The organism is Nocardioides sp. GCM10027114, from assembly GCF_042659625.1.
GTDB lineage: Bacteria > Actinomycetota > Actinomycetes > Propionibacteriales > Nocardioidaceae > Nocardioides.
In genome coordinates this window covers 15,781-34,752 of the sequence record NZ_JBHSSS010000013.1, presented here as the reverse complement: position 1 = coordinate 34,752, position 18,972 = coordinate 15,781, and the positions used below count along the sequence as shown (strand labels likewise).

Below are 18,972 nucleotides of genomic sequence, written 5' to 3'. Positions count from 1 at the left end.
TGGTACCTGCACGGCGACCCGGAGGCGACGTGGGGCGGCGTCCATGACGTCGTCATGAGCGTGGCCTCGCAGGTGCCGCTGGCCTCGTTGCGGCTGCACACCTTCGACCCGCTGCTGCACGCCCGGATGAACGTCTTCGCGCCGCTGCGGCTGCGCCACGTCCGGGCCTTCCCGGCGGCCGTCTCGAGCGCCCGGGAGTTCCGGCGGGTGCTCGCCCGGATCACCGGCACCGAGCGGGCGGCGGCCTGTGACGCCCGTCCGGGGATGGGTGGCGAGGGCGAGGAGGCGGAGTCCCTCCGCGGCGACACCTTCCACGTCGTCGTGGTGCTCGACTACCCCGAGGGTGTCGACGAGCAGGTGCAGGCCGAGCTGCTGCGGCTGGCGGGGCCGGACGGCCCGGCGGGCGTGCTGGTCGTCGTGCAGCACGACGCGACCCGGCGTCCGGCCGACCCGGACGTGCGGCCGGACGCCCTGGCGGCCCTCCTCGACGAGGTGGCTCCCCCCGGCCGTGCCGGCGAACCCTGAGCACACCCCGGGGAGCAGTGGTCTGGACCAGCGGGCCGAGCGCGCGCGTGTCGTGCCCGTTCCATCGGCTCTGGCAGTGGGCCGCTGGCAGGATTCGGCCCTGCTGGTTGACGGACGGACGTCTCGGGGGAGGACGTGTGATGACGACACGCGCGCGCAGGGGGCGCCACACCCCCACGAGCCCCGAGCGGGAGTGGCAGGTCCGCCGCATCGCCGAGCTGACGCTGCTGGTGGTGGTCGGCGGCGTCACCCTGTTCCTCGTCTGGATGGCGCTGCACGCCGTCTGACGACCACGCCCCAGCCCACGCCCGGCGCCGGGGCGTCGGCGGTCAGCGCTCGAGGACGAGCGTCACCGGGCCGTCGTTGACGGACTCGACCTACACGCTGGCGCAGATGGCCCAGACGCTGATCGAGTTGTTCACGCCGTTCCCCGCGTTAACAGCGCTGACCGTGTAGGCGGAACCGGTGGGCTTCATGCTGACGACCGTCACGTCGCCGATCCGGCCCTGGATGTCGTAGCCACCGCCCAGCGGCCTGGTGCTGCCCGGGCAGGTCGCTGAGACGCTGCGGAAGTAGGTGTAGGGGTCGGACGAGGTTCCGAAGGTGACCCGGGGGCTCTCGACGGTCTGGTAGCCGGAGACGCCCGCAGGTCCTGCAGGTCCGGGTGCGCCGGGCTGACCGGCGGGTCCCTGCTCGCCAGGTGCGCCGGCGGGCCCGGTGTCGCCCTTGGGGCCGGCGGGTCCCTGCTCGCCCTTGGGGCCGGCGGGTCCCTGCTCGCCCTTGGGCCCGGCGGGTCCCTGCTCGCCAGGTGCGCCAGTGGGTCCCGCCTCACCCTGCGGACCGGCAGGGCCGGGCTCCTGGATGGCCTCCTGCACGGTGGAGTGGAGGTCCTGGGTCTTCAGGGAGCCATCACGCACGTCGACAGACTGAACGGAGTTGTTCTTGATCTGCTTCGACGTGACCAGGCCGCCCGCCACAGCACCGGTGGCACCGCTGACGAGAATGAGCCCTGCTCCCACGGCCAGAACCGTGGCGGTGCGCGCGGACTTGGACAACGTGACCCCCGTGGAAGAGAGCTGCTCCGAACCTGCAGCTGAGCTGGTCGCCGTACTCACGGCAGGGCCGCAGCGTAGGCGCTGGAGGGCGTGGGACCGAATCGTCCGGGGATGGCCTCGACGAGGTGGTCAGCGCTCCAGGATGACGGTCACCGGGCCGTCATTGACGGACTCGACCCGCATGTCCGCGCCGAACACCCCGCGCGCCACCGTCGCCCCCAGTCGCTCGAGCTCGGCGCACACCGCGTCGTACGTCGGCTGGCTGACCTCGCCGGGGGCGGCGGCCTGCCAGGTGGGCCGCCGGCCCTTCCGGGCGTCGCCGTAGAGCGTGAACTGGCTGACCACCAGCACCGGCGCCCCGACGTCGGAGGCGGACTTCTCGTCGCGCAGCAGCCGCAGGTCCCAGATCTTGCGGGCCATCCACGCCACCTCGTCGGGCCCGTCGGTGTGGGTCACCCCGAGGTAGACCAGCAGCCCGGGTCCCTCGATCTCGCCCACGACCTCGCCGCCGACCCGCACCCGTGCCCCGTCCACCCGCTGCACCACCGCCCGCATGCAGCCGATCCTGTCAGGCGTCGACCCACGGAGGTCGAGCCCGTCGAGACCCGGTGACCACGGAGGTCGAGCCCGTCGAGACCCGGTGACCACGGCGGTCGAGCCCGTCGAGACCCGGTGACCACGGAGGTCGAGTCCGTCGAGACCCGGTGACCACGGAGGTCGAGCCCGTCGAGACCCCAGTGACCACGGCGGTCGAGCCCGTCGAGACCCGGTGACCACGGAGGTCGAGCCCGTCGAGACCCGGTGACCACGGCGGTCGAGCCCGTCGAGACCCGGACTACGGAGGTCGAGCCCGTCGAGACCCGGTGACCACGGAGGTCGAGCCCGTCGAGACCCCAGTGACCACGGAGGTCGAGCCCGTCGAGACCCCAGTGACCACGGCGGTCGAGCCCGTCGAGACCCGGACCACGGCGGTCGAGCCCGTCGAGACCCCAGGGATCACGGCGGTCGAGCCCGTCGAGACCCGGTGACCACGGGGTCGAGCCCGTCGAGACCCGGACCACGGCGGTCGAGCCCGTCGAGACCCGGTGACCACGGCGGTCGAGCCCGTCAAGACCCGGTGACCACGGAGGTCGAGCCCGTCGAGACCCCAGTGACCACGGCGGTCGAGCCCGTCGAGACCCCAGCACCGAGGCAGGGCCTCTGGTTAACCCCCACCCCCACGGGGTAGAACGACCACCATGGGGGAAACACCGCCCGGTCCCGGGCCGCTCGACGACGACCCTTTCTGGGCAGTCATCCACCGCCGCCACCCGGACGTGGACGTGGTGCTGCTGCCGGACGACGCGGCTCCGACCGCTCCGGACAACGAGCCGGCTGTCGACCTCACTGACGCCGACATCGCCCGCCTCGACTCCCGGGTGCTCGCGATCTGGTGCGAGCTCGCCGACCTCGAGGCCGCCGGACCGGAGAGCCGCTGGCTCGCCGGCCCCACCCCCGACGACGTACGCCGTGAGGCGACGCTCACCGCCGAGGCGGTCGAGCCCTTGGAGGGCACGACCCTCCTCGAGGAGGCGGTCGCGCAGCTGCGCGCACGCGGCTGGCACGTCTCCGCGCCGCCCGACGGCACGCCACGGGTGCTGGCCGCCCGGCTGCCCGACGAGGGCGGACCGGCGGCCGTGGGCCGCGAGGAGCTGCACCTGCTGCTGGCCCCGGGGACCGGCCGGCTGGTGCTGCGCCACCGCTCCGCCGGCATCCGCGTCGGCCGTGAGCAGGTCCACGCGCTGGTGACCGGCGGCCGCCCGTGACCGGCGGGCTCGGCCTGGAGTACGCCGCGCTCCGCGGCGGCGACCAGGACTGGTCCCGGCTCGCGGAGCTGATGGGCCGCACCCGGGACGAGCTCGCCGATGCCCCGGTCGCCGCGCTGGCACCCGGGGTCCAGGGCGCCGCGCGGAGCTTCCTGGCCGCCTGGTCCGACTACGCGGGCGACAGCGCGGAGATCGCCGACGGGATGGGCAACGCCCTGTCCCTGCTGGCCGACGACGTCACGGCGACCGAGGACGAGCGCCGCGAGGCGTTCGGTCGGCTCGACGGCCGGCTGGGGCCGCGGCGATGACTGTCGTGATCGAGGTGCCGCCGAGCCGGCCGACCCGGGTCCGGCGGCCCGAGGGCGAGCCGGGAGGCGCCGACGCCCTGGCGACGTCGCTGTTCACCGCGTCGGCCCGCTTCGAGGAGGTCGCGGACGAGGCCGACCGGCTGCAGGTGCTGGGCACCTGGCACGGCGTCGCCCACGACGCCTACCGCGAGCAGGGCCACCGGATCGCCGGCGAGCACTCCGCGATGGCGCGGGCGGTGCAGCGGGTGGGCCGCGCGGTCACGGCGTACGCCGACACGTTGCGCGACCTGGTCCGGGAGTGGGAGCAGCAGGTCGACCGCAAGGCGGCGCTCGACGAGCGGCGCCGGGCGCTGCTGGCCGACATCGAGGCGTCTCGCGACCCCGGCGAGGGCGAGGTGGCGGCGCTGCGGGAGCGGTCGGTGGACCTGCGGGCCGACTACGCCGAGCTGGTGGCCGACCACGACCTGCTGCAGCGCCGGGCCCGGGAGAACGAGGACCTGCTGCGCCACGCGTTCGCCGCCGCGACCTCCCTCGACGACGCGCTCGCCGCCGAGGCGGCGGTGCCGCCGCTGGCGCAGGCCGCGATGGCGCAGCCGGGCGCGCCCGGCACCGGCGCCACCCCGACCGAGACGAAGGCCTGGTGGGACGGCCTCACTGACGCCGAGCGGGAGGCGGTGGTCGCGGCGTACCCCGACCTCGTCGGCGCCGCCGACGGCCTGCCGGCGGTCGCCCGCGACGAGGCCAACCGGGTCCTTCTCGCCGACCACCTCGCGACGCTGGGGGCCAAGCTGGGCGACGGCACGATCTCCGCCGAGGAGCAGCGGCTGCTCGACAACGCGCGGGCGACGGAGGTGGCGCTGGCGCAGGTCGAGGGCCTGCGCGACCCGATCACCGATGAGCGGGTGGGTGGGGCCCTGTGGCTCTACGACCCGGCGGCGTTCGACGGTGACGGCCGGGTGGCGGTGGCGGTCGGCGACCTCGACACCGCCGCCGACGTCGCGGTGTTCACCCCCGGCATCACCACCGAGATGGTCGACGTCGCGGACTACGCGCTGCAGATGGGCAACCTCTACGAGGCGACCCGGTTCACCGGCGACGGGTCGAGCGTGGCGGCGATGTTCTGGCTGGGCTACGACACCCCGTCCGGTCCCACGGACGTGGCGACGATGACGGAGAGCCGCGCCGAGGACGGCGGCGAGCGGCTGGCCGACGCGCTCGACGGGCTGCGCGCGTCGCGGGCCGAGGAGCCGGCGCACCTGACGGCGATCGGCCACAGCTACGGCTCGACGACCACGTCGTACGCCGCCGGCGACTTCGACCTCGCCGCCGACGACGTGGTGCTGATCGGCAGCCCCGGCGCCGGCCCCGCCGACCACGCCGACGACTTCAGCGTGGGGGAGGACCGGGTGTACGTCGGCCGCGACAGCCGGGACCTGGTGGGCTTCCTGGGCGACGAGGGCTGGGTCGGCAAGGGCGGTCTGGGGCTGGGCACGGACCCGTCGTCGCGGGACTTCGGGGCGACCCGCTTCGAGGCGGAGAACGTCGATCGGGGGTGGCACCCGGGCGTGGGTGAGGCCCACTCCTCGTACCTCGACCACGACACCGAGTCGCTGTGGAACATCGCGCAGGTGGTCGACGGGCAGGGCGACCGGGTCAACGAGGCGGAGCACAGCTACGACCCGTGGTACTCCGAGCCGGAGGACCCGGAGTGGGTCCGGGACCCCACGAGCGACGATCCGGGAAGGTCGGACACGGAGGACGAATGAGCAGGATGTGGACGGTCGCCTCGGCGGCGCTGCTGGTGCTGACCGCCGGCGGCTGCGGGGACGAGAGCGTGGCGGAGACCGAGGAGCAACTGGCCGAGCAGCAGGAGCTGGTCCTGGCGGAGATGACGGAGGCCGTCGAGGCGGTCGACGCCGCTGGCCTCGAGGTGGTCTCGGCCTCGGGCTATGCGGAGTACTGCCGGATGCCCCCCGACGAAGGGGCCTACTACCGCGCCGGCGCCCGGGTGGCCGAGGACGGCGACCCGGCCGGCCAGGTCGCCGCCATCCGCGACGCCCTGACCGAGCTCGGGTGGACCGTCGAGGGCGAGACCGTCGAGCCCGAGCCGTCGGTCTCCCTCGCCCGCGGCGACCTGCGGGCCGGGATCAGCCTCAGCCGCAGCCAGGTCGAGCCCGGCGTCACCTTCGGCGTGAAGGGCGACTGCTTCTCCGTCAACGACGAGTGGCTCCTCGAGGACGACCTCCGCACCGACATCAACGCCAACGGCGACTGACGCCGGTCGAGCCGTCACCGACGCAGGGCAGCAACCCCACGCCGGTCGACCCATCGAGACCCGACAGGCCGACGCAGGGCCGCAACCCCACGCCGGTCGAGCCCGTCGAGACCCGACAGGCCGACGCAGGGCCGCAACCCCACGCCGGTCGAGCTCGTCGAGACCCCGGCGACGCAGGGCAGCAACCCCACGCCGGTCGAGCTCGTCGAGACCCATCAGGCAAGGCAGGGCCCCAGCCCCACGCCGGTCGAGCCCGTCGAGACCCCGGCGACGCAGGGCGGTGACCACACGCCGGTCGAGCTCGTCGAGACCCCGCCGGCGCAGGGCGGTGACCACGCGCCGGTCGAGCCCGTCGAGACCCCGGCGACGCAGGGCGGTGACGACACGCCGGTCGAGCTCGTCGAGGCCCCGGCAAGGCAGGGCGGTGACGACACGCCGGTCGAGCTCGTCGAGACCCATCAGGCAAGGCAGGGCCGCAACCAAACGCCGGTCGAGCCCGTCGAGACCCAGCGGGTCCTGGCGAGCGCTGCGAGCGGTTTCGGCAGACCCGGATCCGGGTAGGCCCGGAGTGGCGGCCCCCCCCCCCGAGTCCGCCCAGGACGGGTCGCGAGACAACCGGTTGGACTGTGGGGGAGCCATGCACGACGAGGACCGCCGGGGTTTCTGCTTCCGGGGCGACCCCGACGTCACCAGGCTCGTGGCGCCGGGAGTGGACACGAGGCGGATGACGGGCGCGGTGCCGTGCAGCACGTCGGTCTCGACCCGGGCGACGTCGGCCCAGTCGATGACGTGGTCGCCGGACCAGGTCCGGACCCGGACCCGGTCGGGGTCCAGCACGACCCGGGAGCGGGCGACGGAGGCCCACAGCAGGTCGGGCAGGCCCACCGCGAGCATGAGGGCGCACAGTGCCATGACCGCCCGGTACACGGGCTCGTCTTCCATGCCCCGCCAGGCCCACACCACGAGCAGCAGGAGGGCCAGCGCGGTCCAGGCGAGCGCTTGTGGCATCAGGCGCCTGAGCCCGACGGTGACGGTGGCGTCGTCGCGGCTCACCCGCTTCTCGGCGCACTGGCCGCTGCCGCTCGCGGCGTACAGGCCGGCGGCGCAGCCGGCCACCAGCGCGACGAACAGCCAGAGCGGGGCGGCGCCGGTCACCAGGGCCACTGCTGCCAGCAGCGCTGCGACCACTCCGGCGGCCAGGCTGAGGTGCTGGTAGAGCCGGATGGTGCCGGCGGCTCCGGGCACGGGCTCCTCGGCGCGGGTGCCGGGGCGGGCGCGGTGGCTCATGGTCCGTCCCGGGGATCGTGGAGGGGCTCGGCGTTCGTGGGGCTGCTGAGGAGGGGGACGCCCTCGGGCGCGTCGAGCATCGTGAGCAGGTGCTGGGCCTGCTGCTGTCGCCGCGCCTCGGCGGCGGCCAGCTCGGCGGCCTCCTCCGCGGCGGCCTCCTCGGCCGCGCGTTCGTCCCGCTCGAAGACGTGGTCGATGAGGTAGTCGCCGGCGAGGCCTGCCCCGACACCGAGCACCCCGCCGACGATGGTCCCGGCGACCGGGAAGGCGCTGCCCAGGGTCGCCCCGGTGGCGCCCGCCGTGAGCACCGAGGCTCTGAGCGCGCCCGTCTGCGAGACCGCGGCCTGGGTTGCCTTCCCCCGTCTCACACCGGCCACTCTTCCTCAGCCATGACGGACGGAAACCGGCGGCCCCGGGGCCGCGCCTCCGTAGCGGTTTGGGCGGACCCGGATCCGGGTAGTGCCGGGGGTGGCGGTCCCCCCCCGAGTCCGCCAGGACGGGTCGCGAGACCACCGGTTGGACCGTGGGGGAGTCATGTACGAGGGCCGCCGTGGCTGGTGCTTCCGGGGCGACCCCGACGTCACCTGGCCGGATCTGCGGGACCGGGTGTGGCGGCTGGTGGCGCGGGTGCCGGTGACGTCGCTGCGGCTGCACACCTTCGACCCGCTGCTGAGTGGCCGGATGAGCGGGTTCGCGTCGCTGCGGCTCCAGCACCCGTCGGCGTTCCCGGCCGCGGTCGCTGGTCCCGGCGAGCTCCGCCGCGTGCTGGCACGGCCTTCGGTGATCGATCTCCACGCGGTCGTCCTGCTCGACTACCCCGCGGGCATCGACTCCGCGCTGCAGCAGGAGCTGCTCCGGCTCGCCGAACCGGACGGGGCAGGGCCTGTCCTGCTGGTGCAGCACGACGACGCCCGCACGCCGACCGACCGGGCGGTCCGGCCCACCGACCTGACGGAGCGCCTCACCCACGCCCACCACCCGGCAACCGGTGGTTGAGGTGCGAGGCGCACCAGCGCCGAGCCTCGAAACCCCGTAACTGACGCAGGGCTTCAACTGGAGGAAATCCTGCGACAGCAACCGAACGGCGAAGATTGTCCGGCCGAGACTCGCCGCGCCCGCGTGACCTCTGCCACCATGACCCCATGCCCGACGCCACCACCCCCGCACTCCCTGCCGACCGCCTGCTGATCACCGTCGCCCCGACCGGCGCGGAGACCAGCAAGGAGTCCTGCCCCCAGCTCCCGACCACCCTCGAGGAGCTCGTGAAGACCGCGCAGGAGTGCGAGGCGGCCGGCGCCGCGATGATCCACGTCCACATCCGCGACGACGAGCACCGGCCGACCCTCGACCTCGGCCGGCTCAAGGACACCGTGCAGGCGCTGCGCGAGGCTACGGACCTGGTCGTCCAGCTCTCCACCGGAGGCTCGGTCCACGACCCGCTCGACCACCGGCTCCGGGTGCTCGACGCCGAGCCGGACTCCTGCAGCCTGACGATGGGCACCACCAACTTCGGTGACGACGTCTTCTCCAACCCGTGGCCGTTCGTGTGCGAGCTCTACCAGCTCAGCCAGGAGCGACGGGTCGTGCCGGAGTTCGAGCTGTTCGACCTCGGCCAGGTGCACGCGCTGCAGCGGCTGCTCGACAAGTTCGGCCTGCCGTACGGCGGCAGGGTGCACTGCGACCTGGTGATGGGCGTGCCCGGCGGGATGAACGGCACCGCCGACGCCTTGGTCGCCGCGGTCCAGGCGATGCCCGCGGAGGTGACGAGCTGGTCGGCCACCGGCATCGGCCGCTCCACCCTGGCGGTGGCGCTGGCGGCGCTGTCGAAGGGCGGCCACCTGCGGGTCGGGATGGAGGACGTGCTCACGATCAGCCGTGGCGTCCCGGTCGAGTCGAACGCCCAGCTCGTCGAGCGGGCGGTCGAGATGGGGCGCCTCGCGCAGCGCGTCCCGATGACCCCCGCGGAGGCGAGAACCCTGCTGGGGATGGGCTGATCGCCCCGACCTGTTGTCCCGGTCACTGTCCGAAAAGGGTGATCCGGTTCACGATTCCGGCCGACATGTGATTGAGTTGTGCCCGCCTACAAGTCTTCGTCTCTCCGGGGGAGTTTCCTCATGCAGAAGATCGCCAGCCTGCTCATCGCGGCTGTCATGGTCGCCACCGGCCTCGTCGTCGCCACCACGAGTCCCGCGTCGGCCGGCCGGGACTGCTACGGCGGCCTCAAGGACACCTACACCACGATCGAGGCGCCGGCGACGGTCAAGCGGTGGCGCAAGGCCCGCATCACCGTCACGGTGAGCTCCGACAGCAACGGCACCCCCAAGGGCAAGGTCCTGCTGCGGGTCCGCCGCCAGGAGGCCGGGTTCTTCTGGGGTGACGTCAAGCGGCTGACGAACGGCAACGTCCGTTTCCGCACCCCGCGCCTGAAGAAGACCGGCGACTACACCGTCATCGCCCGCTTCGAGCGCAAGGCCGGCTCGTGCTGGAAGGACTCCGACGGCGTCGCGGAGTTCACCGTGGTGCCGGCTCGCCGCCCGCGCCGCTGACCCACCGTTCGTCGCACTCGGCCCCGCGCGCCTCGCGCCGGGGCCGAGTGCTGTTGTGAGGAGACCCCGTCGTGACCCGCCGGCTGCTCTGGATCGTCCCCGTCGTGCTGCTGCTCGGCGCCGCCGGCTACAGCGGCTGGCTCGCCTGGCAGGTCAAGGGTGACCTCGAGGCCGCCCGCGCCGCCGCCACCGACGTGGAGGCCACGCTGCAGGACGGGCCGCGCCGCGAGCGCGACCAGGCGCTCGACGACCTGCGCGAGGCCACCTCGCGCGCCCACGACCGCACCGACGGCGCCTGGTGGGGCGCGATGACGCTGGTCCCGGTGGTTGGCGACGACGCCGAGGGCGTCCGCGCGTTGACGGCCTCGCTCGACCTCCTCGCCAGCGACGGCGCCGCACCGCTGACCCGCACCCTCGACCTGCTCGACGGGCTCACCACCGACGGCGGGGTCGATCTCGCCGTCCTCGACAAGATCACCCCGCAGGTGCGGAAGGCCGAGGCGGCCGTCGCGGCGGCGGCCTCGGAGGTGGAGCGCCTCGACACCTCCGGCTACGCCGGGCCTGTGAAGGCCCAGTTCGACGAGTACGTCGACCTGGTCACCCGCGCCGACCGCACCCTCTCCTCCGCGGCGACCGCGACCGACGTGCTGCCCGGCATGCTCGGCGCCGACGGCCCCCGCGACTACCTGCTGGTCTTCCAGAACAACGCCGAGATCCGCGCCACCGGCGGCCTGCCCGGTTCGTGGGCGCTGCTGCACGCCGAGGACGGCAGGCTCGAGCTGCGGCAGCAGGGCACCGGCGGCCAGTTCGGCCCCCGGGAGACCCCGCTGCCGATGACGAAGGAGGAGCTCGCGGTCTACGACGAGACCCCCGGCGTCTGGTTCCAGACCTCGAACTTCATCCCCGACTTCCCGCGCGCCGCCGAGCTGTGGCGGGCCCGCTGGGAGGAGAACATCCCCGAGCCCACCCTCGACGGCGTGGTCGCGCTCGACCCGGTGGCGATGTCCTACCTGCTCGAGGGCACCGGCCCGGTGCAGGTCGCCGACCGCACCCTCACCCCGGACAACGCCGTCGAGGAGCTGCTGAGCCGGCCCTACCTCGAGCTCGAGCCCGCCCAGCAGGACGTGCTCTTCGCCGCCGCCGCCCGCGGCATCTTCGACGCCATGACCGGCGACCTGCAGGACCCGGTCGCCTTCGTCGAGGGGCTGTCCCGCGCCGCGGGGGAGGGCCGCTTCCTGGTCGCCCCCACCGACGCCCGGGAGCAGGAGCAGCTCGCCGGCACCGCCGTCGAGGGCGCCCTGCCCGGCGACGACGGCGAGACGCCCCACGTCGACATCGCGCTCAACGACATGACGATGTCCAAGCTGTCCTACTACCTGCGCTACCACGCCGATGTCGACGCGGCGAGCTGCCAGGACGGCGTGCAGCGGCTCAACGCCTCGCTGTCGCTGAGCCAGGCGATCACCGCCGCCGAGGCGGCCAGGCTGCCCGACTCGGTGACCGGCATCGCCGACTACGGCACCCGCCGCGGCGTCCAGGTCGTCGGCGTGCTGGTCTACGGGCCGCACGGCGGCACGCTCGAGGACATCCGCATCGGCGGCAAGGACATCCCCTGGCGTGGCCTGGAGATCGACGGCCGCCCCGTCAGCAAGCTGTACGTCGAGCTCGACTCGACCAAGGACGTCACCATCAGCTGGGCGATGACCACCGGTGAGGGCCAGACCGGTGACGTGGAGCTGGGCATGACGCCGAGCGTCCGTCGTGGCAGCAACGACGACACGGCCGCAAGCGCGTGCTGAGTGTGACCTGGGTCGAAGGTCCCGAGAAGTGGGCTGACGGTCCTGCGGGCGCGTTTACACTTCTCGCCGAACTCACAGTGATGATGCGGGGGATTCCTCAGTGACCAGTGCTTTGCCGACCGATGGTGCCACCATCCTGGTGACCGGGGGGACAGGCTCCTTTGGTTCGACCATGGTGCGACGTCTCCTCGAGACGGACGTGGCGGAGATCCGCATCCTCAGTCGGGACGAGCTCAAGCAGGACGACATGCGACGGGCGGTGGCTGACTCCCGGCTCCGCTTCTACATCGGCGACGTTCGGGACTACGACAGCGTCGACCGGGCGACCCGCGGCGTCGATTTCGCCTTCCACGCGGCTGCGTTGAAGCAGGTTCCCTCCTGCGAGTTCTTCCCCCTCGAGGCGGTGCGGACGAACGTGCTGGGCAGCGCCAACGTCATCGAGGCCTGCAACGCCAACGAGGTGCAGTCCCTGGTCTGCCTCGGCACGGACAAGGCTGCCTACCCGATCAACGCGATGGGCATGTCCAAGGCGATGATGGAGAAGGTCGCCCAGGCGTTCGCTCGCAACAACCCGACGGCTGCGACGACCGTGTCCACGGTGCGCTACGGCAACGTCATGCTGTCGCGTGGATCTGTGATCCCGCTCTTCGTCTCCCAGGTGGCCTCGGGCCAGCCGTTGACTATCACCGATCCCGAGATGACCCGGTTCCTCATGTCTCTCGACGAGGCGGTTCTTCTCGTCGAGCACGCCTTCGCTCACGCCGCGCCAGGAGACCTGTTCATCCGAAAGGCGCCGGCGTGCACGATCGATACGCTGGCGAGGGCCGTAGCCACCGCGATGGGGCGTGACCCGCAGATCAAGGTCATCGGTATGCGCCACGGCGAAAAGCTGTACGAGACACTGGCGACCCGCGAGGAGCTGGCTAGAGCTCAGGAACAGGGCGACTACTTCCGGGTGGCGGTCGATGCCCGGGACCTGAACTACGGCGAGTACTTCGATGAGGGCGACGTCGAGGAGAGCGCCCGGGACGACTATCACTCACACAACACGGAGCGCCTCGACGTGGCGGAAGTGGTGGACCTGCTCCACTCCATGCCTGGCTTCAAGACTCTAGTGGACTCCGTGTCGTGAGAATCCTTGCCATCCATCGCTACTACTGGCCGGACTCACCGCCCTACGCCTCGCTCCTGAGGGCGATCGTGGCGGAATGGTCCTCTGCCGGCCACGACGTCACCGTGCTCGCGGGTCAGCCGTCCTACAAGGTCGAGGCTCGGCAGTCGCGTGCGGCCAGCGTCGAGAAGGTCGATGGTGCGACGGTGCGGCGGGTGCGGATGCGACCGGACCGCACGTCGAGGCTCCGGCGCCTCTTCAACGTGGGCTGGTTCCCCGTTGCGGTGGCGGTCCGGGTCCTGCTGTCCCGGCGGCAGGATGTCGTGATGTGCTCCACCGTCCCCCCGGTGCTGCTGGGCTGGGCGGTGTCCTTGGTGGCCCGAGTGCGTGGCTCCAAGTTCGTGTACCACTGCATGGACCTCCATCCTGAGATCGGACGGCTCTCGGGCGACTTCTCGAACGCGACGCTCTACCGTCTGCTGGCGCGTCTGGAGCTGGCTACGTGTCGGCGTGCATCCGCGATCGTGGTCCTCTCTGAGGACATGCGGCTGGCGGTGCTGCGTCGCGACCCGGCCCTCGCCGACAAGCTCGTCGTGCTCACCAACTTCGAGTTGCCCGATTTCTCGGAGGACTCCGCTGAGAGCCCTCTGCCAGCGAGCCGCAGCTCTGCGCTTCGTATCGTTTTCACCGGCAACATCGGTCGCTTCCAGGGCCTCCAGGAGATCACCCGCGCCGTCGTGGAATCCGAAGCGGGCCTGGAGCTGGTCCTGATGGGTGAGGGCGCCGCCAAGGCGGAGCTCCAGGAGCTGGTGAGCCGCGCCCCCGACAAGGCCCGGAGCCGGGTGACGTTCCTCGCTCACGGCACGAGTGCCGAGGCCCGCGCTCTCATGGAGACCGCGGACCTCGGTCTGGTCAGCTTGTCACCCTCGGTGATTCAGTACGCCTTCCCGAGCAAGACGGCGACCTACCTCGGTTGCGGCCTGCCCGTCCTCGTGGCCGTCGAGCCCTCGAGCTCCTTGGCCCAGCTCGTGACACGCAACCGGGTCGGCTGGGTGGTGCCTGTGGGGGACCCGTCACGCGCCCGGGAGACGCTGGACGCGATCGTCGCGCGGCGTTCCGATCTGTCGACGATGTCCCGCCACGCCGTCGACCTGTGGCGCGACGAGTTCTCGGCGGATGCGTTGTTGCCGCGCTGGCGGGTGCTGCTGGACGAGCTGGACTCCGGGAAGCCGTCGGCGACCTCGGAAAGGGGGGCGGCATGAGTCCGTCAGATGTCATCATCGTCGGGGCGCCTCGGTCGGGGACCAACATGCTCCGCGATGTCCTCGAGCGCCTGGACGGCTTCACGACCTGGCCCTGCGACGAGATCAACGCCATCTGGAGGCACGGCAACACCGCCCACCCCTCGGACGAGCTGCGCCCCGAGCACGCGAGGCCCGAGGTGACGTCGTTCATCCGCCGGCAGTTCGACCGTCTCCGCGGCAACGACCCGTCGGTCCGCGTGGTGGAGAAGACCTGTGCCACCTCACTGCGTGTCGAGTTCACCCGTGCTGTGAAGCCGGACTCCCAGTACGTCTTCATCACGCGGGACGGTGTGGATGCGGCAGTGTCGGCGATGGAGCGCTGGCACGCTCCTTTCGACTTCCGCTACACCGCCGCCAAGGCGAGATTCGTGCCGATGACTGATATCCCGCGGTACGCCGGCCGAGTGATCCAGCGAAGCGTTCGACGTGGGCGTGGGCAGGTGGCTGGCGTCACGACCTGGTGGGGCCCCCGGCCCGACGACTTCCGGGACCTGATGGCCTCACGGCAGCTGGACGAGATCGCGGCGATCCAGTGGAGTCGCTGCGTCGACAGCTCTCTCCGCGGACTGGCCGGACTCGGCCCGGACCAGCTTCACCATGTCTCCTATGAGGAGTTCGTCGCCGAGCCCCGGCAAGAGCTGCGACGGCTGCTCGACTTCCTGGGTGCTGCCGAGGCCTACGACGAACGGGCTGTCAGCGGGGTCCGCGCCGGCAGCGTGGGCAAGGGCCGAGGCGCGCTCGGGCCGGACGCCCTTCGCCGGGTGGAGGCAGCCGCAGGAGCCACCCTCGAGAGGCTGGGCTATGCGGACTGATCGGGGACTGAGCGCTTCACAGCGGTTCGTGAAGAGGGCGGTGGACCTGGTGCTCGCGAGCGGCGGCCTCGTGGTCGTTCTACCCCTCATCGCCCTCGCCTGGCTGGTCGCCGCCATCGACACGCGCGACACGGGTTTCTTCAGGCAGCAACGTGTCGGCAGGAACGGCGATCTGTTCGAGGTACTCAAGATCAGGACGATGCGGGCAGGAGCGGGGACAACCGTCACGACCTCGACCGATGCTCGTATAACGCGCAGCGGGGCGTTCTTCCGCCGGACCAAGATCGACGAGCTGCCCCAGCTGATCAACGTCATCCGCGGCGACATGAGCCTGGTCGGGCCTCGCCCCGACGTGCCTGGCTTTGCGGACCTGCTAACGGGCGGAGATCGGGTGCTCCTGTCGGTGCGCCCGGGAATGACCAGCCCTGCGGCGGTGGCCTTCCGTCACGAGCAGGAGATCCTCGCGGGCGTTGCCGACCCCGAGCTGTACAACAAGGACGTGCTCTGGCCGGCCAAGGTCGAGATCAACCGCGCGTACGTCGAGAACTGGACGCTCACGGCGGACCTCAAGTGCCTATTGGCGACCGCTGGCTCCATGCTGGCGAGGCGTCCACGTGAAGGAGCCGACCAGTGAACACCTCCCTGCCGCGTGTGCTCATGTCGCCGCCCGACGTCGGTGTTGCCGAAGAGGAAGCGGTGCTGCGGGCGGTCCGCTCCGGTTGGGTTGCTCCGACGGGCCCTGAGGTGACCGCCTTCGAGGACGAGATCGCACAGCGGTGCGACGTCGAGAACGCCGTCGCCCTGAGCTCCGGATCGGCTGCCCTTCACCTCGCCATGCTCGGGGTCGGGGTCGGCCCCGGCGACGTGGTGCTCGTGCCGACGCTGACGTTCGTGGCCAGTGCGAACGCGGTGACCTACACCGGCGCGAGGCCGGTCTTCGTGGACGTCCTTGAAGACGGGAACGTCGACCCCGACCTGGTGGAGCACGCCATCTGTGACCTGCGACGCCACGGGCAGCGAGTCGGGGCCGTGATGTCCGTGGACCTCCTTGGACGCTGCGCTGACTACGAAGCGCTGGAGCGGGTCTGCGAAGAGCACGGTGTCCCGATGGTCGAAGATGCGGCGGAGAGCCTGGGAGCCAGCTACGTGGGCGCGACCCGTCGCGGGGCGGCGGGCTCGTTCGGACGTGCTGCTGCGATCTCCTTCAACGGGAACAAGATCATGACCACCAGCGGTGGTGGCATGCTCGTCACGAACGATGCGGCACTAGCCGAGCACGCCCGCTTTCTGAGCACCCAGGCCCGCGAGCCGGTGGCTCACTACGAGCACAGGCACATCGGCTTCAACTACCGGCTGAGCAACGTGCTGGCTGCGCTGGGGCGCGCCCAGCTCGCTCGACTCGACTCGATGATGAAGCGCCGGTCCGAGATCCGGGACACCTACAAGCGACTCGTCGCCCCGTGGCCCGGAGTGAACGTCTTCCAGCATGCCGACGACGAGTCGGACAACCACTGGCTCACAGCCTTGCTGATCGACCCAGCCGAGGCCGGCACGGACGCCGGCACCGTCCTGCGGGCTCTCGACGCCGCAGGCGTCGAGGCGCGGCCCCTGTGGAAGCCCATGCATCTGCAGCCGGTCTTCTCCGAGGCCCTGTCCTACCTGGGGGGTGAGTCGGAGCGGATCTTCGCGCAGGGCGTGACTCTGCCGAGTGGTTCGGTTCATGACCACGATGCGATCGAGCGCGTGTGTACGGCACTGGAGGGTGTGATGGCACCGTGACGGCGGCATTGGGCAGGGTCACGATCACCGGCGGACACGGCTTTCTCGGCTGGCACCTCTCCTGCCACTTGAGGGCGGTTCACGGAACGACGCCGGTGCGTCTGGGGCGAAGCGACCTGTCTGACGGGCCCGGGCTGACGAAGACTCTGCGCGACACCGACACGCTCTTCCACCTGGCCGGCGTCAACCGTGGGACTGACGAGGAAGTGGAGGCCGGCAACATCCGGGCCGCAAGGTCGATTGCTGCTGCCGTCGCAGAGTCCGAGAGTCCAGCGACGATGGTCTACGCGAACACCATCCACGCGGAGAGAGATGACCCGTACGGACGCGGGAAGCGACGCGCTGCGGAGATCCTCCGCTCTGCCGTGGAGGATCGCGGTGGCAGATTCGTCGACGTGCTCCTTCCCAATCTGTTCGGGGAGCACGGTCGCCCCGGTTACAACTCTTTCGTTGCCACCTTCGCTGCGGCGATCGCGAAAGGTGAGACTCCCACCGTGTCAGGTGATCGCGAGATCCCCCTGCTGCACGCACAGCGCGCCGCATCCGCAATGGTCAGCGCAGCGACGGAAGGGTCATCGGCTGTCGTGCGACCGGCCGGTGTTCCCACGACGATCTCGGGCGTAGCCGAGACGTTCACCGAGTTCACCAGTCTGTATCGCCACGGCGGACAGATTCCCGACCTTTCGGACTCACACCGACTGGACCTCTTCAACACGTTCCGGTCGTACCTCTTCCCCGAGCAGTTCCCGCTGTTCGTGGAGCAGCACAGCGACCAGCGGGGCAGGCTGTTCGAGGCCGTGCGGTCGCACGGCGGAACTGGGCAGGGTTTTGTGTCAACCACCGCCCCGGGAGCCAGGCGGGGGGATCACTACCACTTGCGCAAGGTCGAGCGTTTCTTCGTAGTCCGTGGGGAAGCCGAGATCGCTCTGCGGCGACTCTACGACGACAAGATCGTGCGCTTCCGCGTCAGCGGGGACCGGCCGGCGTACGTCGACATGCCCACGATGTGGGTCCACAACATCACAAACGTCGGCGCTGATGAACTGGTCACCGTCTTCTGGGCCGATCAGTTGCTTGACGCCTCGCAGCCAGACCAGTACCCCGAACTAGTGGAGATCAGCTCGACATGAAGGTCATGACCGTCGTCGGGACGCGCCCCGAGATCATCCGGCTGAGCCGTGTGATCGAACGGCTGGACCACACGTGCGAGCACGTGCTCGTCCACACTGGGCAGAACTACGACCACCAGCTCAACGAAGTCTTCTTCAAGGACCTCGGCTTGCGGGCGCCCGACCACTATCTGGGTGTCGACACCTCCTCACTGGCGGCCGTCCTGGCGGGCACGCTGACCGGGGTCGAACGCCTCATCAAGGAGGAGCAACCGGACGCCTTCCTCGTGCTCGGCGACACCAACTCCTGTATCAGTGCCGTGATGGCCAAGCGGATGCGTGTGCCCGTCTACCACATGGAGGCCGGCAACCGCTGCTTCGACGAGAACGTCCCGGAGGAGACGAACCGACGCCTCGTCGACCATGTCGCGGATTTCAACCTGGCCTACACGGAGCATGCCCGTCGCAACCTCTTGGCCGAAGGACTGCACCCCCGACGGATCCTCGTCACCGGTTCGCCTATGCGTGAAGTCCTCGAGTACTACCGAGTCGATATCGATGCCAGCGACGTGCTGCAGAGGCTGGAACTGGAGGAGGGGAAGTACTTCTTGGTCAGCGCCCACCGGGAGGAGAACGTCGACTTCAAGGACCGTTTGGAATCGCTGCTCGAGTCGCTGCGTAGCGTCCACGCGCGATGGCAGTTGCCGGTTGTCGTCTCCACTCACCCGAGGACCCGCAACCGCCTCACGGCTCTAGGGATCGATCAGTCCGAGGGCATCAGATTCATGGAGCCGTTCGGCTTCCACGACTACAACAAGCTCCAACTCGGCGCGGCGTGCGTCCTGTCGGACAGCGGAACGATCGCCGAGGAAGCCTCTATTCTCGGCTTCCCCGCGGTGACTCTTAGGGACTCGATCGAGCGTCCCGAAGCCCTAGACGCCGGCGTAATCATCATGTCGGGAGTGAGGCCTGTCGACACACTCGCAGCTGTGACGGCGGCTGTCGACCGAAGTGCTACAGCGCGGAGCATGCCAGCGGGGTACGAGATTGCCGATACCAGTACCCGTGTGGCCCGCTTCATTCTGTCAACGGCTTCGGTGCACCACGAGTGGGCGGGGCTACGGCGCTGAGGCATCTGAGCAGCGTGATAGGCCAGCGTCTGGCACCCGGCTGGTGAACTGAGCGGGCCGTGCCCCCAGGGGCCATGGACTACTCGCTGGACGGGCAGGGCGCTGGCCCGGATAAGGCCACCCCTGC

Annotated in this window: 21 protein-coding genes; 18 read left to right on the top strand and 3 right to left on the bottom strand. The window is 70.9% G+C overall.

Annotation, left to right across the window (positions count from 1 at the left end; all coding sequences use genetic code 11):
• Positions 1-54: 54 nt before the first annotated feature.
• Both ACFP2E_RS07160 and ACFP2E_RS07155 read left to right on the top strand, forming a co-directional pair.
• Positions 55-525, top strand: a complete 471-nt coding sequence (locus ACFP2E_RS07160) for a hypothetical protein (RefSeq protein ID WP_378524713.1) — start codon at positions 55-57, stop codon at positions 523-525.
• 140 nt (positions 526-665) lie between these two features.
• Positions 666-812, top strand: a complete 147-nt coding sequence (locus ACFP2E_RS07155; RefSeq protein WP_378524712.1) for a hypothetical protein — start codon at positions 666-668, stop codon at positions 810-812.
• Between the two features lie 90 nt (positions 813-902).
• On the opposite strand, the gene ACFP2E_RS07150 is transcribed toward ACFP2E_RS07155, so the two are convergent.
• Both ACFP2E_RS07150 and dtd read right to left on the bottom strand, forming a co-directional pair.
• A complete protein-coding gene (locus ACFP2E_RS07150) occupies positions 903-1,442 on the bottom strand; it encodes a hypothetical protein (RefSeq protein ID WP_378524711.1) in 540 nt (179 codons plus the stop codon).
• A 267-nt stretch (positions 1,443-1,709) separates the two neighbouring features.
• Positions 1,710-2,135 carry a D-aminoacyl-tRNA deacylase gene (gene dtd, locus ACFP2E_RS07145; protein WP_378524710.1) on the bottom strand — a complete coding sequence of 142 codons (426 nt, stop codon included), beginning with the start codon at positions 2,133-2,135 and terminating at the stop codon, positions 1,710-1,712.
• Positions 2,136-2,443: 308 nt separating this feature from the next.
• Between dtd and ACFP2E_RS07140 the strand changes: the two genes are divergently transcribed.
• The 5 genes from ACFP2E_RS07140 to ACFP2E_RS07120 all read left to right on the top strand — a co-directional run bounded on the left by ACFP2E_RS07140 (position 2,444) and on the right by ACFP2E_RS07120 (position 5,968).
• Positions 2,444-2,608, top strand: a complete 165-nt coding sequence (locus ACFP2E_RS07140) for a hypothetical protein (protein WP_378524709.1) — start codon at positions 2,444-2,446, stop codon at positions 2,606-2,608.
• A 210-nt stretch (positions 2,609-2,818) separates the two neighbouring features.
• The gene (locus ACFP2E_RS07135) at positions 2,819-3,385 is read left to right on the top strand and encodes a hypothetical protein (RefSeq protein ID WP_378524708.1); all 567 of its coding nucleotides are present in this window, start codon (positions 2,819-2,821) and stop codon (positions 3,383-3,385) included.
• Positions 3,382-3,693, top strand: a complete 312-nt coding sequence (locus ACFP2E_RS07130; RefSeq protein ID WP_378524707.1) for a hypothetical protein — start codon at positions 3,382-3,384, stop codon at positions 3,691-3,693. Before ACFP2E_RS07135 ends, ACFP2E_RS07130 begins: the two co-directional genes overlap by 4 nt.
• Positions 3,690-5,459, top strand: a complete 1,770-nt coding sequence (locus tag ACFP2E_RS07125; RefSeq protein WP_378524706.1) for an alpha/beta hydrolase — start codon at positions 3,690-3,692, stop codon at positions 5,457-5,459. Before ACFP2E_RS07130 ends, ACFP2E_RS07125 begins: the two co-directional genes overlap by 4 nt.
• Positions 5,456-5,968, top strand: a complete 513-nt coding sequence (locus ACFP2E_RS07120) for a hypothetical protein (protein WP_378524705.1) — start codon at positions 5,456-5,458, stop codon at positions 5,966-5,968. The genes ACFP2E_RS07125 and ACFP2E_RS07120 overlap by 4 nt, the downstream gene beginning before the upstream one ends.
• A gap of 1,283 nt (positions 5,969-7,251) precedes the next feature.
• Here the strand turns inward: ACFP2E_RS07120 and ACFP2E_RS07115 are convergent.
• Entirely contained in the window at positions 7,252-7,623 is a 372-nt protein-coding gene (locus ACFP2E_RS07115; RefSeq protein WP_378524704.1) for a hypothetical protein, read from the bottom strand.
• A 166-nt stretch (positions 7,624-7,789) separates the two neighbouring features.
• Between ACFP2E_RS07115 and ACFP2E_RS07110 the strand changes: the two genes are divergently transcribed.
• The 11 genes from ACFP2E_RS07110 (at position 7,790) to wecB (ending at position 18,845) form a co-directional block, all read left to right on the top strand.
• On the top strand, positions 7,790-8,251 hold the full coding sequence (locus ACFP2E_RS07110; protein ID WP_378524703.1) for a hypothetical protein: 462 nt from the start codon (positions 7,790-7,792) through the stop codon (positions 8,249-8,251).
• Positions 8,252-8,397: 146 nt separating this feature from the next.
• Entirely contained in the window at positions 8,398-9,249 is an 852-nt protein-coding gene (locus ACFP2E_RS07105; RefSeq protein ID WP_378524702.1) for a 3-keto-5-aminohexanoate cleavage protein, read from the top strand.
• Positions 9,250-9,369: 120 nt separating this feature from the next.
• Positions 9,370-9,801, top strand: coding sequence for a hypothetical protein (locus ACFP2E_RS07100; protein WP_378524701.1), 432 nt, complete (start codon positions 9,370-9,372; stop codon positions 9,799-9,801).
• 71 nt (positions 9,802-9,872) lie between these two features.
• Entirely contained in the window at positions 9,873-11,600 is a 1,728-nt protein-coding gene (locus ACFP2E_RS07095; protein WP_378524700.1) for a DUF4012 domain-containing protein, read from the top strand.
• Positions 11,601-11,700: 100 nt separating this feature from the next.
• A complete protein-coding gene (locus ACFP2E_RS07090) occupies positions 11,701-12,732 on the top strand; it encodes a polysaccharide biosynthesis protein (protein WP_378524699.1) in 1,032 nt (343 codons plus the stop codon).
• Positions 12,729-13,973, top strand: coding sequence for a glycosyltransferase family 4 protein (locus tag ACFP2E_RS07085; RefSeq protein WP_378524698.1), 1,245 nt, complete (start codon positions 12,729-12,731; stop codon positions 13,971-13,973). The genes ACFP2E_RS07090 and ACFP2E_RS07085 overlap by 4 nt, the downstream gene beginning before the upstream one ends.
• Positions 13,970-14,827, top strand: a complete 858-nt coding sequence (locus ACFP2E_RS07080; protein WP_378524697.1) for a sulfotransferase family protein — start codon at positions 13,970-13,972, stop codon at positions 14,825-14,827. Before ACFP2E_RS07085 ends, ACFP2E_RS07080 begins: the two co-directional genes overlap by 4 nt.
• A 40-nt stretch (positions 14,828-14,867) precedes the next feature.
• Positions 14,868-15,461, top strand: coding sequence for a sugar transferase (locus ACFP2E_RS07075; RefSeq protein ID WP_378524696.1), 594 nt, complete (start codon positions 14,868-14,870; stop codon positions 15,459-15,461).
• Entirely contained in the window at positions 15,458-16,606 is a 1,149-nt protein-coding gene (locus ACFP2E_RS07070; RefSeq protein WP_378524695.1) for a DegT/DnrJ/EryC1/StrS family aminotransferase, read from the top strand. Before ACFP2E_RS07075 ends, ACFP2E_RS07070 begins: the two co-directional genes overlap by 4 nt.
• Positions 16,603-17,736, top strand: a complete 1,134-nt coding sequence (locus ACFP2E_RS07065) for an NAD-dependent epimerase/dehydratase family protein (protein WP_378524694.1) — start codon at positions 16,603-16,605, stop codon at positions 17,734-17,736. The genes ACFP2E_RS07070 and ACFP2E_RS07065 overlap by 4 nt, the downstream gene beginning before the upstream one ends.
• A complete protein-coding gene (wecB, locus tag ACFP2E_RS07060) occupies positions 17,733-18,845 on the top strand; it encodes a non-hydrolyzing UDP-N-acetylglucosamine 2-epimerase (RefSeq protein ID WP_378524693.1) in 1,113 nt (370 codons plus the stop codon). The genes ACFP2E_RS07065 and wecB overlap by 4 nt, the downstream gene beginning before the upstream one ends.
• Positions 18,846-18,972: the final 127 nt, after the last annotated feature.

What these genes read in the sequence shown, in the direction of transcription:
- ACFP2E_RS07100 (WP_378524701.1), top strand. Translation starts at nt 9,370, where the DNA reads ATGCAGAAGATCGCCAGCCTGCTCATCGCGGCTGTCATGGTCGCCACC.
- ACFP2E_RS07110 (WP_378524703.1), top strand. Translation starts at nt 7,790, where the DNA reads ATGTACGAGGGCCGCCGTGGCTGGTGCTTCCGGGGCGACCCCGACGTC.
- dtd (WP_378524710.1), bottom strand. Translation starts at nt 2,135, where the DNA reads ATGCGGGCGGTGGTGCAGCGGGTGGACGGGGCACGGGTGCGGGTCGGC.
- ACFP2E_RS07160 (WP_378524713.1), top strand. Translation starts at nt 55, where the DNA reads ATGAGCGTGGCCTCGCAGGTGCCGCTGGCCTCGTTGCGGCTGCACACC.
- ACFP2E_RS07080 (WP_378524697.1), top strand. Translation starts at nt 13,970, where the DNA reads ATGAGTCCGTCAGATGTCATCATCGTCGGGGCGCCTCGGTCGGGGACC.
- ACFP2E_RS07125 (WP_378524706.1), top strand. Translation starts at nt 3,690, where the DNA reads ATGACTGTCGTGATCGAGGTGCCGCCGAGCCGGCCGACCCGGGTCCGG.
- wecB (WP_378524693.1), top strand. Translation starts at nt 17,733, where the DNA reads ATGAAGGTCATGACCGTCGTCGGGACGCGCCCCGAGATCATCCGGCTG.
- ACFP2E_RS07135 (WP_378524708.1), top strand. Translation starts at nt 2,819, where the DNA reads ATGGGGGAAACACCGCCCGGTCCCGGGCCGCTCGACGACGACCCTTTC.
- ACFP2E_RS07155 (WP_378524712.1), top strand. Translation starts at nt 666, where the DNA reads ATGACGACACGCGCGCGCAGGGGGCGCCACACCCCCACGAGCCCCGAG.
- ACFP2E_RS07105 (WP_378524702.1), top strand. Translation starts at nt 8,398, where the DNA reads ATGCCCGACGCCACCACCCCCGCACTCCCTGCCGACCGCCTGCTGATC.
- ACFP2E_RS07120 (WP_378524705.1), top strand. Translation starts at nt 5,456, where the DNA reads ATGAGCAGGATGTGGACGGTCGCCTCGGCGGCGCTGCTGGTGCTGACC.